Raw genomic sequence first — 15,002 nt, 5'->3', positions numbered from 1 at the left:
ATTCTATCAAGCCACTTATTCAACGTCGATGGATGTGGGAGATCGTCGGGCTCAAGTCCAATAATCTCCAGAATTGGTCGCATCACCTCCAGCCGGTCGATGGTCATCTTGTAGGTCTCATCGAGGAAAATCCGTAGCCCGTGGAGGGAAATCATCGCGTACTCTGCGAAGCTGCCGCCGCCTTCCGGGGCGGCAGCTTCATCGGGATTGTCGCAATAACTTTTTGCCAGCGACACCATCTCCTCGGTGAAGCGGGTGGTGATGTTCATCCAAACTACCACTCACCCGCTTCAACTCCTTTGATTTACCGACCTACACCGACGCTGTCTAGTGATTCAATAGAGCCGACGATTCACAAAACCCCCGCCAGAACTGATACCAGCACGTCATGGACTGGCGAATTCTCGGTGCTGGCTCGGTTGTGTGCGTCGGATTCGGTCTCGGGTGGCTGAGGACCGACACTCTCGGCGGTGCGGTCGTCGGTGCCGGCCTCGTTCTCGGATGTCTCGCTGTCAGTCTCCTGATCGACAGCTACGCCGACGACCTGTGACTTCCTACCACAGTCGTCGCCCACGGGTTGTTCGAAACCGTGCTCACGACTCGCATAACTCACCGTTCGCTACCCGAGGCGCTCACGGTTGTTCGCGCCTCACAATGCGGCGACCGGGATTTGAACCCGATGGCGAACGCTCGCTATCGCTCGCGTTCGCGTGATTCAACTCCCTTTGGGATTCCTGTGACTCACGAGTCGTTCGTCACAGGAATGCGGCGACCGGGATTTGAACCGGAGGAAGACATTCCTGCTCGCCTCGCTACGCTCGGCTGTGCGGGCTGTGACTTCCAGGGTTTAAATCGCCTTCTGCCCCAGATGTCTCTCACGGATTGTTCGAGACATCATGCGGCGACCGGGATTTGAACCCGGGCCATGAGCTTGGAAGGCTCAGGTCCTACCACTAGACCATCGCCGCATATACCATCAACCGCTCGAACGTCGCCCCGACCGGGCGCGCCAGTGATCCAGGCTGGACCGCCGCGGCGCGAGGTGACACCTGAGTGTTCCGCGTGCCAATTTATGTGGCTTTCCCTTCGCCGTCGGCGACCACCGCGTAACAGTTCCCGCTGGAGACGAACACCTCGACCGCTTCCAGCCCGCTGTCGTCCAGATCAGTCCGGAACTCCGCGGGGCTGTAGATGTGATAGAACCGCGGGACGCGCTCGCCGCCGGGGAGCGTCCAGTCCACATTTGTATCGAACCCCTCCTCTGCGTCGAACCGGTCGTGGGCCGTACTCCAGGCGCTGACCAGCGCCCGTCCCCCGGGCGCGAGCACGCGAGCCACCTCGTCCAGACTCGCCACACGTAACTCCCGACTGGGGAGGTGGTGCAACGTGGCGACGTAGACAGCCAGATCGACGAGCCCAGTCGAGACTGGGAGGCAAGAAGCGTCGCCCTGCACCGGCCGGACCGCCGTCTTCGCCTCGGTGCCGGCGACGCGCTCGCGGGCTTCGTCGAGCAGGCCACGACTCACGTCGAGGGCACAGACGCGATCCGTCGCGTCGGCCAGGAGTTGGGCGTGGCGGCCGTTGCCACAGCCGACGTCGAGGCCAACACTGCCGGCGCGGTCGGCGAGGAAGGATTCGACTTCCGGCCAGGCGTACTCGCGGGTGGCCGAGAAGTGATCGGCGATCCGGTCGTAGGTGTCCCGGACACCCGCACGGGCCGGCTCGTCGTCCATAGCGGACGTTCCTGCCCGTGGTCCAAGACGGTTGCGTTAGTCGAAGGTGTACTCGACCTGATTGGCGTCGACGCCGGGCGGATAGACGGTGTCGGTTTCGTTACCCTCGTCGTACGTCCGGTCCTCGTCGGTGTCCCTGTGTGGTATCAGGACGATCGTCTCGTCGCCGTCGACTTCTCGACTGAGTTGGATCGTGATGTCTTCGGAGGTCCCAGCGGGGAGATACTCGCTCACGCCCAGGACTTTGCCGTCGGCGGTGGTCTGGTGGACGACGATGAACCCGCCATCCGAGAGGGACGCGGAGTCGACGTTCACTTCGGCTTTCCCGCCGAATTGACTCTCCATGTTCATCGACGCGACGGGTGAGGACAGCAACACGAAGACGACGTAGGCCACGGTCAGCAGGATGGCGGCGTGTTTCACGCCGTCACGGATCGATCCCTCACCGAGCTGGCCGCCGACGAGCCCCGAGAAGAAGGCCTGGACCATGCCGACGTGGAAGAAGACGAGCGTGTAGGCGGCCTTGTTGACGCTGCCAAAGCGGGTGAACTGGCTCGGGTCGACGCCCAGCCGGTTGTTCGATGACGGCGTCGGCACGTTGTTGGGCAGGCTCGGGACCAGTACCTCCTCGACGGCGACGATGATGACCAGGAAGACGAGGAAGGCGACGTAGATGACGACGAGATAGGTGAGCATCTGCCGGCGGCGCTGGCGTTTCATCCGCAGGTCCGCGCGGGCCTGTGTGGCCGCGATCCGCAGGACAGCGCCGATGTTCCCGCTGGCCCGCATCGCGTTGGTCAACAGTGTCACGGCGCGGGTGACGGGGACGGTGCGGACGCGGGTCCCGAACCGGACGAGCGCTTCCTCGACGTTCGCGCCCAGCCTGATGTCCGCCCAGATGCGTTCGATCTCGTCGGTCAGTGCGCCGAGATCGCTCCCGCGGACGCGATTGAAACTCTCGACGACGGACATCCCGGCCTCGTTGAGGCTGGCCAGTCGTTCGAGCATCTCCGGGGACGCGCCCTCGACCCGCTTGAGGCGGCGCTGTTGGACGTAGCGCACGACGGCGTAGGTTCCGAGCACGAACAGGAGCCCCTGAATCACCAGATCGTCGAGGACGCGGACGTTGACGCCGACACCGGTGAGCGCGGCGGGCAGACGCAACGCGGTGACGAGGATCGCGAGCGGGATCGTCACGTACAGCAGTGCCGTCGGATTTCGCAGGACCGTCTCGACTGGGGCGTTGAAGACACGTTTGTACCGCTGGAGGCGGTCGTAGATGGCCAGTCGCTCGAAGTTGTGTGCCAGCGCGTTCGTGTGCCCCCCGTCGGCGGCGGGGACGTTGCCCTCGAACGAGGTCCCGCCGCTACCGACGAGCGAGGACTCGTCGGGGACCGCCGTCCCGCTGGTCCCGATCCCCAGAAGTTCGAGCCGCTGGTTCAGAAACACCATGAACCCGACGTTGGCGAGCGGGATCGCCAGGTAGCCCAACAACCGGAGGATGCCAAGCGTGTCGGTCGTCGTGAGGCCAAACACGAGCAGGATGGTGATCAGAAAGAGGGTCCCCGCGACGAGGACGGTGACGTACGCCTCGGCGATGGTGGCCAGCAGTTCGAGCAGTTCCTCCTGCCGTTCTTCGGCTTCCTCCTGGTACCGTTCGTACTGGTCGTGGAGGAACTGCGGGAGACTCTGTCCGCTCTGGAGGACCGAGGAGAGGTTCTCGCTGAATGTCTTGTACTCCTCGCTGGGGGTCCGTTTGGACATCCGGCGGATGGCGTTTATCATGTCGGTGCCGAACAGCTCCATCTGCCGGACGGCGACGGACATCTCGCGGGCGCTCTCCCCGTAGATCCCCTTGTTGTCCGAAAGCGTTCGCATGATGACCGGGAACGGCATCCCGCCGCGGGAAAGCGCATAGAGGAAGGCGACGGTCCGGGCGAGACTCTCGTTGATCCGGCGGCGGCGTGCCTCGGCGCGACTGGCCAGCAGTTGCCAGCGCATCGTGTACGCCAGCGCGCCCGAGACCAGCGCCGAGACGACACCGCCGACAACGGCGACCGCGAGGAACACGTCCGGCGGGAGTTCGAGCGACCACGTCGACGGGCGTCCCAGCACCGCCGTCATGGTGTTGGGGAGCCCCGAGAGCAGGCCGCCGATCAGCGGAACGGCGAGGACGAATCCAGCGACGACGTAGCCCCCGACGATTCCGCCCAGCACGGCGAACACGACCGAGTAAAAGTACGTCTTGGCCGCGTAGGCGCGGTAGGTCTCGGGGACGTAGGCGGACTGCAACAGCTCCTTTCGCTCGATGCGGTCGTCGTCGACGAACCGGCCGAACACGCCGCGTGAGATGCGGACCACTCGCTTGCCGATGCCGTCGCTGGACGCGGCCGCGATCAGGAAGGCACCCAGGCCCAGCGCGATCAGGGCCGGGACGAGCGAGAGTAGCGAGACCATGTCAGGACTCCACTTCGACGCCGGCGTCCGCGATCCGGTCGAGGACTTCGGCGCTGTCGGCGTAGTACTTGTTCACCATCGCCGTGAACCGCCGGTAGTCGTTGACACCCTCCTCGTGGAGGTACTTCAGGAACCGCTTGCGGTTCTGGATCTCGCGGAGCAACTCGGACTGGCTCCACCCTCGCTCCTCGCGAATGTCGTCGAGCAGGTCGCTCCCGCTGTCGGTGAAGGTGTCCTCGGTCGCCCGCCAGGAGTAGGTGTTCGAGTAGTCAAGTTCACCGGTCCGCTGGTCGATCCCCTCGATCTCGGCGAGGGTCCGCATCCGGCGGACACGCTCGCCCTGACTCCGCGTCAGGACCTGCACGGCGAGTACGTCCAGACTCTGGACCATCGGCCGCGGCACGTTGATCGGCTCGTTCTCCAGCCGGTTGATGACGGTCTGGACGGAGTCGGCGTGCATCGTCGAAAACGTGGTGTGTCCGGTGTTCATCGCCTGGAAGAGTGTGATCGCCTCCTCACCCCGGACCTCGCCGACGATGATGTACTCGGGTCGGTGCCTGAGCGCGGAGCGTAACAGGTCGTACATCGTGATATCGTCGTCGTCCAGCCGTTCGCGAGTCACCGACGAGAGCCAGTTGTCGTGGTACAGCGAGAGTTCGCGGGTGTCCTCGATGGTCAGCACTTTCGCCCGCGGCGGGATGAACATGGAGACGGCGTTCATCGAGGTGGTCTTGCCCGCCGCCGTCCCGCCCGCAAAGAGGAGTGAACGGTTGTTCTCGATGCACAGCCAGAGGAAGGCGAGCATATCGAGGTCGGCGGTGCCGTACTCCAGCAGGTCGATGGGCGTGAACGGTTCGTCGGCGTACTTCCGGATGGTGAACGCCGACCCGCGGGGCGTCACTTCCTCACCGAGGGCCAACTCGATCCGCGAGCCGTCGGGCAGGGTCGCCGAGACGACGGGATCGGAGACGCTGACGTGCCGGCCCGACCGCTGGGCCAACTGGATGACGAAGTTCGAGAGTTCCTGACTCGCGAACGTGACGTTGGTCTCCACGTCGGTGTAGTCGTCGTGGTAGACGAAGATGGGGAGATTTGGCCCGTCACAGGAGATGTCCTCGACGTGGGGGTCGTGCATGATCGGGTCGATCTGGCCGTACCCGTGGAACCGCCGGTGCAGGTAGTAGAACAGCCGGTAGTACGATTCGAGGCCGATGTCGACGCCGTACTCTTCGAGGCGTTCTTGTAGTTCCTCGCGTAGTGCCGCCTCGGGGTCGTCGGCCACGTTCTCGCGGTACAACAGCGGTTCGCGGATGTCCTCGGCCAGTCGGTCGAGCAGGTCGGCCTCCAGTTCGTCCAGTTGTGGTTCGACGACGTGATAGAGGTGTTTGTCCTCCTCGTGATCGTAGTTGATCGAGACGAACGAGAAGGGGACGTTCAGCCAGTAGCGGTCGGTCTCCTCGTAGCCTGGGAGGCCGGGAAAGGAGATGAGCTGGTCGTGTTTGTCCGGGTCGTAGTTCTGCACCGGGAGCGTGGTCCCCCGAAGCAGATCTGCGGTGTAGGAGAGCCAGCGGCGTACCTCCTCGACTCTCGACTCACCGACCTCATCACCGACGCTCGCGTCCTGTCCTGCCATAGATCGACCTCGCCGTCCGGCGAATGCGTTACTGGCGCTTACGGACCCACTTACTTAAATTCGCATCTCGTTTCCGTTCGTTTCATCGCGGAAACTGACAGGTTCGGGCGAAAGCGTGCGGTCACTCCTCGCCGGTCCCGTCGGTCTCGGTTGATTCCGGTTCCGCGTCGGGACCGGACGCCTCGACGTCGGGGTCGTCGACGCGTTCGACCCGGAGCAGAGTGTACGCGAAGGCGAACTGGAAGACGACGCCGATAGGCAACAGGATGCCCGGGAACGCGTCGGTCGCGACGCCGGCGATGGGGAGCGCGCCGAACTGAAGGAGACCGCTGGCGACGGTGTGGAGGACGGCCGCGACCAGCAGGAGGCCACCCATGATGCGAACAGGGTCCCGTCGGGCCGTCCGGAAGCGGTCCTCGAAGACGTACATCGCCAGACTCAACAAGACGGCGAGGCCGACGACGACCGCACCGACGGTCCAGACGGCGAACGGGAGCGGACCGGGCGCTTTGTCGTAGAACTCGATGGCCTCCCAGGGGAAGAGGATGAGGGGGTTCGGGGCGTCGACGTCGATGCCCAGCAGTACGCGTATCAACAGGAACGGGAAGTGAAACTCTATCAGCGATCCCCCCTGAATCTCGCCGATCGAGACAGAGATCGACCACGGGATGAGCGCGCTCAGCCAGGCCGACACGACGGCGAGTTCCTCGGCGTACTCCGACTTCACCCAGACCATACCTCCCCTGGCGAACGCGGCCGTCAAAAATCCCCACGCCGTCGCCGTCCGGCCGCGACCGCCGTCACCGCCTCGGAATCCTGTGGACCAGCCGCCGTCGCTCAGAGCAGGAGCGACCCACCCAGTCCGATCGGGACGACGTGCCAGACGACTGCGGCCGCGGCGACCTCGGGGTCCGAAGCCGGGGTGGGCGGGTTCCGGAACAGGGCCAGATAGAGGATGCCCGTGGCCAGGAGACTCCCGGCGAAGATACCGGTCGTGACCGCCACTGGTGACAGCAGGCCAGCGATTCCGCCGCCGAGAAGACTCAGCGCGATGCCGGCGAGTACCTCGTCGTAGTACTCGAGAGCGGTGATTCGGCCCATATTCGGACTACACTCGTGAGGCGGAAAAGCGCTGGCGGCGTGTTCAGTTCGTGGGAAGTGTCGGATCGTCCGGCCGAATACGCGGTAGTGTCCGGGGTCGGCCGTCGATGTCGAACCGAGACAGGCGTTACGTTCATTGGTTCGGACGACGTACATGGTGACACTGAATGAGGCGCGATTACTTCACGCTCGAGTTGCGCGACGTCGGGGACGATCCGGTCGAGCAGCCGACGGTACACATCGAGTACGACGGCCCGTCGGACGAACTCGAGACGCGCCTGACACCCGGGACCGATCTCGACCTGGCCTTCCGCTTCCAGACGCCGGTCGACGACTCCGACGCCGACGGCGTGCTCGCCATCACCGAACGCCTGACCGGCGACTTCGTGCTCGAAGTCAACGCCGACGCCGACGACATCCTCGCCCTCGTCGACACCGCGAAAGCGTACGGGCAAGAAGAGAGCGACGCGCCCGGCTGTTACAGCCTCGAGATCGACGTGACCGACGGCGACCGCTACACGACGGACAAGCAGACGTTGCTGGTCTACGACGACGAGGGCGACCTCATGCGGAACCACTCGCTGATCCCCTCGGGCGTCGAGCTCTGACCGGTCCGAGCACACCCGGACCGCCTGCCTCTAAGTGTCTGTCGTCGCTCTCGGTAGCTATGGAACTGTTCGGAACGGCCGGCATCCGCGGCCCGGTCGACGGGCGAGTGACGCCCGAACTGGCGCTGTCGGTCGGTCGTGCGGCGGCGGCCGACGGCGACGAGTTCGTCCTCGGACGCGACGGGCGAGAGACGAGTCAAGCGCTCGCGGCGGCGATCGCGGCCGGCATCGAGAGCGGCGGCGCGACCGTCCGCCAGGTCGGCGAAGTGCCGACGCCGGCGCTGGCCTACGCTTCACAGGGCCGACGCGGCGTGATGATCACCGCCAGCCACAACCCGCCGACCGACAACGGACTCAAACTGTTCGTCGACGGGCGGGAGTACGGCGACGAGGCCGAGGCCCGGATCGAAGAGCGGGTCGCCGCCGACCTCGATCCGGTAGCCTGGGACGCGTGGGGCGGGGCGACGGACCTCGACGTGCTGGAGCGGTACCGCGAGGCCGTCGTCACCTATGCCGGGGGGTTCGGAGCCGCCCCAGACGACCTGACCGTCGCCGTCGACTGTGGCAACGGGATGGCCAGCGTGGCGACGCCGCAGGTCCTCCGGGCACTCGGGGCGGACGTGCGTGCGCTGAACGCGACCGTCGACGGCCACTTCCCTGGTCGTGAGAGCAAGCCGACGCCGGCGAGCCTGGCCGACCTCCGGGCATTCGTGGCCGACGGGAACGCCGACATCGGCATCGGGCACGACGGCGACGCCGACCGGATCGTCCTCGTCGACGAAGCTGGCGAGGTCGTCCACGAGGACACGGTGCTGGCGATTCTCGCAGAGCGCTACGTCCGCGAGAGCGCCGCGGGTGATCCGGTGGTGGTGACGACGCCGAACGCCTCGGGTCGGATCGACGAACGGGTCGAGGCCGCGGGTGGTCGCGTCGAGCGGACGGCGCTGGGCGTCCTCCACGAAGGACTGGCCACGGCCCGTGACGACGGCGGCGCGGAGACCGAGGTCGTGTTCGCGGCGGAACCGTGGAAACATATGCACACCGGCATGGGCGACTGGATCGACGGCGTCGTCAGCGCGGCCGTGCTGACACGACTCGTGGCGGCGTCGGGGCTCGACAGCCTGACCGAACCGGTGACCGAACGCCCCTACCGGAAGGAAAACGTCGACTGCCCCGACGAGGCGAAGGCCGAGGCCATGGCGACCCTGGAGACGCAGCTTCCGGCGCAGTTCCCGGAAGCCAGTGTCGAGACCGAGTACGGCGTGCGACTCTCCTTTCCCGACGCGTCGTGGGTACTCGTCCGACCCAGCGGGACCGAACCCTATATCAGAATCTACGCGGAGAGCGACGAAGTCGACGCGCTGATCGAACAGGCGGTCGCGACCGTCGAACGCGCCGTGGCCTAGCGGCCGGCGTGGGCCTCGAACGTCGACTGCAACTGGTCGGGATCGGGGCCCGAGGAGAGGTCCAGTCGATACACGTCGGTGAACCAGCCGCGCGGCCGGACGACCAGCGAGTCCTCGCCGACGGTGAACGAGTCCACGTCGTCCCAGCCGGTGAACTCCCCGTCGACAGCCACCCCGGCGTCGGTGACGACGACGGTCCGGTCGTCCGACCGGAGTACGGCCAGTGCGAGCGGGACGACGACGAGCATCCCGAGGACGACCGCGATGGACACCTGTCCCGACAGCACCAGCACGCCGAGCAAGCCGGCGACAGCGCCCAGTCCGACGGCCAGCGCGCCGTAGGTGATCCGGCGTTCCCGCCGGTCGGGACGCGTCTGAAAACTGTACAAGACCGTCGCGGCCTCGATCCGTGAGACCGCCACCGAGCGCGTCCCGAGTTCGACCAGCGCGACGGCCGGTCCGACGGCTAGCACGCCGAGGGTCGCCGGTCGCCCGAGGAGGGTCAGTGGGCTGATCCCGGGATTGTGTGCGAGCAAAGCGATGAGCCACACGAGGTAGCCGAGCGGCAGGACGACGGGCGGCACAGCCAGGCCCAACGACGTGGCCAGGCGCTCCACGTCGAGGCGATCCCCCACCAGGTACCCGAGGCCGCCGGCGACGAGCCCGGCGACCGCCAGGCTGATCCAGGGGTCGACGAGGCCGGACACCCCCGCCAGCGTGGCGGCGAACGGCCCCACGACCAGTGCGAAATAGGTCCCCACCAGTGACCGATAGAGCGAGCGCGTGTACCGCATACCCGTTCCATTGTCAATAGTCCCTGATAAATCGCCCGTCAGTTCTTCACGTGGAGTCGGGCTAGGTATTTGTCCGGTCGCCCCGTCGGCATCGGCCATGGAAGAGCTGGTCGAGCGTGCGCGGTCATCCCAGGACGACGCACACGTCCCCTACTCGGAGTACCGGGTCGGAGCCGCACTCAGGACCGCGGACGGCACCGTCTTCACCGGGTGTAACATCGAGAACGCCAACTACAGCAACAGCCTCCACGCCGAGGAACTGGCCGTCGGGAAAGCGGTCGAAGCCGGCCACCGTGAGTTCGACCGGCTCGCAGTCTCGTCGAGCGAACGCGACGGCGTGACCCCCTGCGGGATGTGCCGGCAGACCCTCGTGGAGTTCTGCGACGACGACCTCGTCGTGGTCTGTGACGAGGGCGAGGCGACGCCCGAGTACCGGCTTGGCGACCTGTTGCCCGACGCGATCAGCGCCGAGACGCTGGGAAAATGAGCGGCGATAGCGAGGAGCACGAGCGCATGGACAGCGAAGACCCCAACGACGGCGAGCAGTACCACCTCGAAGTCGGTCCCGCGGACGTGGCCGACACCGTCTTGCTCCCGGGAAATCCCGAACGCGTCCCGAAGGTCACCGACGCGTGGGACGACAGCGAGGAGATAGCCGAACATCGCGAATACCGCACGGCGACCGGTTCCTACGACGGCACGCCGATCTCGGTCACCTCGACGGGTATCGGGAGTCCCTCGGCGGCTATCGCGGTCGAGGAACTCGCCCGCGTCGGCGCGGACACGCTGATCCGCGTCGGCTCCTGCGGTGCGATCCGGGCGGAAGCGTCCGTCGGCGACCTCGTCATCACTCGCGGCGCGGTCCGGCAGGAGGGGACCAGCGACGAGTACGTCCGCGAGGACTACCCCGCCGTGGCGGATCACGCCGTCGTCGCCGCCCTCGTCGCCGCCGCCGAGCGGCTCGACTACGACTATCACGTCGGCCTGACCTGCTCGACGGATTCGTTCTACGCCGGGCAGGGCCGCCCCGGCTTCGAGGACTTCGAGGCCCGCGGGAGCGAGGAGTTGGTCAAGGAGTTGCGCGCGGCGAACGTCATCAACTTCGAGATGGAGGCCAGCGCCATCCTGACGCTCGCGAACGTCTACGGCCTGCGGGCGGGTGCGGTCTGTTCGGTCTACGCCAACCGCGTCACCGGCGAGTTCCGGACCGAAGGCGAGCGGCGGGCCGCCGAGACCGCGAGTCTCGCGACCCACCTGCTGGCGAAGATGGACGAGCGGGTCGCCGAATCGGACGCGAGCGCGTGGCACGCGGGACTTGGGCTGGAGTGAATCACCACGACAGCACGAGCCGGTCGTCGCTCGCGTGGCCGACGATCACGAACGCGGCCTCACACATTCCGCCGAAACAGAACGCCAGCAAATGCCCGAAATGGGCGACCCAGGCCCCGTGAAGCGCGACGGCCACGACGAACAGCACCAGGAAGAATGGCAGAAACAGGCCGATCATGATGGCCAATAGCCACTCCATCGACGCGTTCTGCATGGCGTCGCCGACGGTCCTGACGAGCAACACGCCGACAATGGCGAACGCGATTCCGCTGGACCCGACCACGGGACCGGACCCGATGTGGTAGACGAAACTCGCCAGCGCGTCGGCACCGACGACGACAGCGAGAACGTGCTTGTCGCTGGTCAACAGCGTCAGGACGATTCCGAAGGGGACGAGGACGAGCATATTCCCCCGGTAGTGGTCGAGGCTCGCGTGGAAGAACTGGTTCGAGAGGTGAACGAGCGGGTTGAACGGACTCGGCGACGGCCCGAACACGTCCTCGATCCGGACCCCGTTGGTGACGAGGACCCACCCGACGCCCGCGATCACGAGGATCGTGAACGGGAACTTGCGTTTGAAGAGGCGCAGGAACGGAATATCCGGCAACGTCCCGGACAGATTCGGTCGGCGAGGCACGAACGAGGTAGACTTCACGGACGGATGACAAAAAGGTAGCGTCACCGGCGGCGGCTCAGGCCGCCTTCCGTTCGTAGTGCCAGCGGGCGAGGTGGACGAAGGCGAATCCGACGGCGAGTCCGGTTGCGGTCGGGAGGCCCCGGCGGACCGCTTCGAGGACGGTCGTCGTCGAATCGAAGACCAGGAGCTCCAGCGGGACGATGGTGGCCAGTGAGAGAAAGAAAACGAGCGGTGCGTTCCGGGTAGCCTCGCGAGGGGTCCACGATTCCATGGGAGCGCGTCGTCTCCCGATCCGCTTAGTGATTCTGGGTCAACAGAAGTTTACATATCGGGCCAGGCCTTCATGGCGCGGCCCGGGCCGGTGATCGAGGAGATCCAGCGTGCGGCGATGGCTTTCTTCAGGTTGCGCGCGAGGAACCCGCCGAAGGTCTCCATCGGCATGAACATCACGTCGTGAGCGACGGCGTCCTCGCCCACCGAGATGGCGGTCCCCTTGCTCTTGAACGTCCAGTCCTCCAGTGGCTGGCCCCGCATCGCGCGGGCCATGTTCTCGCCCACGTGGTCGGCGGCCTCCCAGGCGGCCTCGGCCGTCGGCGGCGCGGGGTTCTCACCGGGCTGGTCGATGAGGGCGCAGTCGCCGATGGCGAAGACGCGCTCGTCCTCGGTCTGGAAGTTCATGCCCGTGTTGATGCGGTGGTTGCGCTCGTCCTGTTCGAGGTCCACGTCTCCGACGGCGTCCTGGCCCGTGATCCCGCCGGTCCAGAGCAGTACGTCGTAGTCGAGTTCGGTCTCGTCGCCGATGTAGACGGTCTCCTCGTCGACTTCGCCGATGAACTCGCCGGTCATGATGTTCACGTCCAGCGCTTCCAGGCGCTTGCGCAGGGCTCCCTGCACTTCGGGGTCGTTGCCCGGGAAGATCTCGTCCAGCCCTTCGACGAGGTGGATGTCGATGGGCGCACGGTGATCGTCACGGAACTCGGCGATCTCGCCGGCGCTCTGGATGCCCGACAGGCCGGCACCGCCGACGACGACCTGTGCAGGATCGGACTGGGACGCCTCGCGGGCGGCCTCCTTGATGTCCTCGTGGATGCCGAGCGCGTCGTCGAGGCCCTTGAGCGTGTGGGCGTGCTCTTCGAGGCCGTCGATGCCGAAGAAGGCGGTCTGAGAGCCCAGCGCGACGAGGAGATAGTCGTAGTCGACCTCGGAGTCGTCGGCCAGCTCGACGGTACGCTCGTCCGTGTGGATGTCGACGACTTCGCTCTGGACGAAGCGCGTGCTCGGGGACTTGATGTCCTCGATGGGGATCGAGATCTTGTCCTGAATACTCGGGTCCCGGATACAGCGGTGGGATTCGTGGAGCACGAGGTGATAGTCGACGTCGGAGATCCAGGTAATGTCCGCGTCGTTGCCAACTTCCGATTCGAGACTCTTGATCGCGCCCGCACCGGCGTAACCGGAGCCGAGCACGACGACGTCGTCGGTCATACCCGGACCTCGGGAGTCACCCGATACAAAGGCTTTGAAATCGCCGTCTCCATGTCGTCAGTTTTTATACGAGTGCCCGTTTGAGTGACTGGGGTTTGGACGAATAGCGGCGACGACTGCCGGGATTTCGACGGGTGACCGACCGGTCCCGACGGGCGAGATCGAAGAAATCGCAGCGATTACTGGACGAACGAGACGTTACTTCTCCACGTCGCCGACGGGAGCCTTCATGTCGTCGATGGTGAGGATGAGGATGTTGCTGGTGTCGTCTTTCCCTTCGATGGTACCGATGATGCGGAGCTTCGACAGCGGTGTCGGGCCGACCGTGATGGTGTCGCCCTCGTGGAACTCCGAGATCGACCCCTGGAGTTTGATCTCGGCGCGACACTCCTCGGGGTGGTGGACGCTCGTGAGGTCGATCTCCTCGACGTTGGCGCTCGGCACCGCTTCGCCGTTGTGTTTCAGCGGCACGTCCGCCGCCTCGTCCATGTTCTGGACCTGGAGTGCCTCGTAGGCGTTCGAAGTCGGCTTGTAGCCACCTTTCGGCCCGGGTACACCCTCGACCAGCTGGAGGGCTTTGAGACTCTGCATCTGGTTCCGTATGGTGCCGGGATTACGGTCGACCTGTTCGGCGATATCTTCCCCTTTGACCGCGCTCTCGGACTGCCGGTGGAGATTGACCAGCTCCTGAAGGATATTTTTCTGGCTCGGCGTGAGTTCGATTGATGACATGAGAAGACGTTCGTCGTAGCTTTCCATAAACCCGGCGGATAAACGAGTGCTTGCGGACGTGTCCGGGAACCGAGGGACGACGGGTCCGTCGCGGGCAGTCCACGTCAGATGTTCCGGGAAACGACACGCATTTGATGGACGACTAAGATGTCGATATATGAACGGTAAACGCGTACTCGTAACGGGGGGCGCGGGGTTTATCGGTTCGAATCTCGCGAACTACCTGGCCGCCGACAACGAAGTCATCGCGCTCGACGACGGCTATCTCGGAACGCCCGATAACCTCGACGATTCCGTCGAGTTCGTCGAGGCCAGCGTCCTCGACGACGACCTGCCCGTCGACGTCGACGTGGTCTTTCACCTGGCCGCGCTCTCGTCGCTCCAGATGCACGAGGACGACCCACAGCGGGGCGCTCGCGTCAACGTCGAAGGGTTCGTCAACACCGTCGAACAGGCCCGCCAGGAGGGGTGTGAGACCGTCGTCTACGCGACGACCTCCTCGATCTACGGCAGTCGGACCGAGCCCTCGCCCGAAGATATGCCCGTGGCAGTGAACACCGGCTACGAGGCCTCGAAACTCGCCCGCGAGCGCTACGGCGAGTACTTCGCCAACTACCACGATATGAACGTGGCGGGCCTGCGCTTTTTCTCGGTCTATCAGGGCTACGGGGGCGCGGAGGAACACAAAGGCGAGTACGCCAACGTGATCGCCCAGTTCGCCGACGACATGGCAAACGGCGAACCGCCGGTGCTGTACGGCGACGGCGAACAGACCCGTGACTTCACGCACGTCGACGACATCGTGCGCGGCATCGAACTGGCCGCCGACCACGAACTCACCGGCATCTACAACCTCGGCACCGGCGACGCCTACTCGTTCAACACCGTCGTCGAGATGCTCAACGACGAACTGGGGACCGACATCGACCCCGAGTACGTCGAGAACCCTATCCCCGAGGACGTGTACGTCCACGACACCTGCGCGGACTACTCGAAGATCAACGACGCGACGGGCTGGGAACCCCAGATCACCTTCGAGGAGGGTATCGAGCAGGTCTGTGCGCAGTACAAGTAGTTTTGTAGATCC

Annotated in this window: 16 protein-coding genes, 1 tRNA gene and 1 pseudogene; 5 read left to right on the top strand and 13 right to left on the bottom strand. The window is 65.3% G+C overall.

Annotated elements, in window-relative coordinates:
* From BMX17_RS10995 to BMX17_RS10965, 8 genes and pseudogenes are all read right to left on the bottom strand, one after another.
* A pseudogene (locus tag BMX17_RS10995) lies at window positions 1-269 on the bottom strand (IS5 family transposase); the annotation flags it as partial.
* Window positions 270-352: 83 nt separating this feature from the next.
* Window positions 353-574, bottom strand: coding sequence for a hypothetical protein (locus tag BMX17_RS25070; protein WP_139203472.1), 222 nt, complete (start codon window positions 572-574; stop codon window positions 353-355).
* Between the two features lie 323 nt (window positions 575-897).
* Window positions 898-968 (bottom strand) — tRNA-Gly (locus BMX17_RS10990).
* A gap of 102 nt (window positions 969-1,070) precedes the next feature.
* Window positions 1,071-1,733: a class I SAM-dependent methyltransferase gene (locus BMX17_RS10985; protein WP_092659930.1), complete on the bottom strand. Its 663-nt coding sequence runs from the start codon at window positions 1,731-1,733 to the stop codon at window positions 1,071-1,073.
* Window positions 1,734-1,769: 36 nt separating this feature from the next.
* Window positions 1,770-4,190 (bottom strand): type II secretion system F family protein, encoded by a 2,421-nt coding sequence (locus BMX17_RS10980; RefSeq protein ID WP_092659928.1) that lies wholly within the window; start codon window positions 4,188-4,190, stop codon window positions 1,770-1,772.
* A gap of 1 nt (window position 4,191) precedes the next feature.
* Window positions 4,192-5,823: a type II/IV secretion system ATPase subunit gene (locus BMX17_RS10975; RefSeq protein WP_092659926.1), complete on the bottom strand. Its 1,632-nt coding sequence runs from the start codon at window positions 5,821-5,823 to the stop codon at window positions 4,192-4,194.
* 121 nt (window positions 5,824-5,944) lie between these two features.
* Window positions 5,945-6,559 carry a DUF7549 family protein gene (locus BMX17_RS10970; RefSeq protein ID WP_092659924.1) on the bottom strand — a complete coding sequence of 205 codons (615 nt, stop codon included), beginning with the start codon at window positions 6,557-6,559 and terminating at the stop codon, window positions 5,945-5,947.
* Window positions 6,560-6,660: 101 nt separating this feature from the next.
* Window positions 6,661-6,924: a DUF8015 family protein gene (locus tag BMX17_RS10965; protein WP_092659922.1), complete on the bottom strand. Its 264-nt coding sequence runs from the start codon at window positions 6,922-6,924 to the stop codon at window positions 6,661-6,663.
* Between the two features lie 167 nt (window positions 6,925-7,091).
* On the opposite strand from BMX17_RS10965, the gene BMX17_RS10960 reads away from it, so the two are divergent.
* Together BMX17_RS10960 and BMX17_RS10955 are read left to right on the top strand one after the other, a co-directional pair.
* Window positions 7,092-7,532, top strand: coding sequence for a DUF5793 family protein (locus BMX17_RS10960; protein ID WP_092659920.1), 441 nt, complete (start codon window positions 7,092-7,094; stop codon window positions 7,530-7,532).
* Window positions 7,533-7,591: 59 nt separating this feature from the next.
* Window positions 7,592-8,938 carry a phosphohexomutase domain-containing protein gene (locus BMX17_RS10955; RefSeq protein ID WP_092659918.1) on the top strand — a complete coding sequence of 449 codons (1,347 nt, stop codon included), beginning with the start codon at window positions 7,592-7,594 and terminating at the stop codon, window positions 8,936-8,938.
* Here the strand turns inward: BMX17_RS10955 and BMX17_RS10950 are convergent.
* Entirely contained in the window at window positions 8,935-9,732 is a 798-nt protein-coding gene (locus BMX17_RS10950; RefSeq protein ID WP_092659916.1) for a hypothetical protein, read from the bottom strand. The genes BMX17_RS10955 and BMX17_RS10950 overlap by 4 nt on opposite strands.
* Window positions 9,733-9,829: 97 nt before the next feature.
* On the opposite strand from BMX17_RS10950, the gene cdd reads away from it, so the two are divergent.
* A complete protein-coding gene (gene cdd, locus BMX17_RS10945; RefSeq protein ID WP_092659914.1) occupies window positions 9,830-10,219 on the top strand; it encodes a cytidine deaminase in 390 nt (129 codons plus the stop codon).
* A complete protein-coding gene (locus tag BMX17_RS10940; protein ID WP_244514983.1) occupies window positions 10,216-11,061 on the top strand; it encodes a nucleoside phosphorylase in 846 nt (281 codons plus the stop codon). Before cdd ends, BMX17_RS10940 begins: the two co-directional genes overlap by 4 nt.
* Window position 11,062: 1 nt before the next feature.
* Here BMX17_RS10940 and BMX17_RS10935 read toward each other — a convergent pair whose 3' ends face one another.
* From BMX17_RS10935 to BMX17_RS10920, 4 genes are all read right to left on the bottom strand, one after another.
* The gene (locus tag BMX17_RS10935) at window positions 11,063-11,698 is read right to left on the bottom strand and encodes a rhomboid family intramembrane serine protease (RefSeq protein ID WP_092659912.1); all 636 of its coding nucleotides are present in this window, start codon (window positions 11,696-11,698) and stop codon (window positions 11,063-11,065) included.
* Window positions 11,699-11,753: 55 nt separating this feature from the next.
* Window positions 11,754-11,969 (bottom strand): hypothetical protein, encoded by a 216-nt coding sequence (locus BMX17_RS10930; RefSeq protein WP_092659910.1) that lies wholly within the window; start codon window positions 11,967-11,969, stop codon window positions 11,754-11,756.
* Window positions 11,970-12,019: 50 nt separating this feature from the next.
* Window positions 12,020-13,183, bottom strand: a complete 1,164-nt coding sequence (locus tag BMX17_RS10925; RefSeq protein WP_092659908.1) for an NAD(P)/FAD-dependent oxidoreductase — start codon at window positions 13,181-13,183, stop codon at window positions 12,020-12,022.
* A gap of 198 nt (window positions 13,184-13,381) precedes the next feature.
* Window positions 13,382-13,915 carry an Rrf2 family transcriptional regulator gene (locus BMX17_RS10920; RefSeq protein ID WP_092659947.1) on the bottom strand — a complete coding sequence of 178 codons (534 nt, stop codon included), beginning with the start codon at window positions 13,913-13,915 and terminating at the stop codon, window positions 13,382-13,384.
* Window positions 13,916-14,072: 157 nt separating this feature from the next.
* Here BMX17_RS10920 and BMX17_RS10915 point away from each other — a divergent pair, with 157 nt between their 5' ends.
* Window positions 14,073-14,990, top strand: a complete 918-nt coding sequence (locus BMX17_RS10915) for an NAD-dependent epimerase/dehydratase family protein (protein ID WP_092659906.1) — start codon at window positions 14,073-14,075, stop codon at window positions 14,988-14,990.
* Window positions 14,991-15,002: the final 12 nt, after the last annotated feature.

This window comes from Halorientalis persicus (genome assembly GCF_900110215.1).
GTDB lineage: Archaea > Halobacteriota > Halobacteria > Halobacteriales > Haloarculaceae > Halorientalis > Halorientalis persica.
The sequence above is the reverse complement of the archived record's forward strand: the minus strand, read 5'-3'. Positions and strand labels throughout refer to the sequence as shown.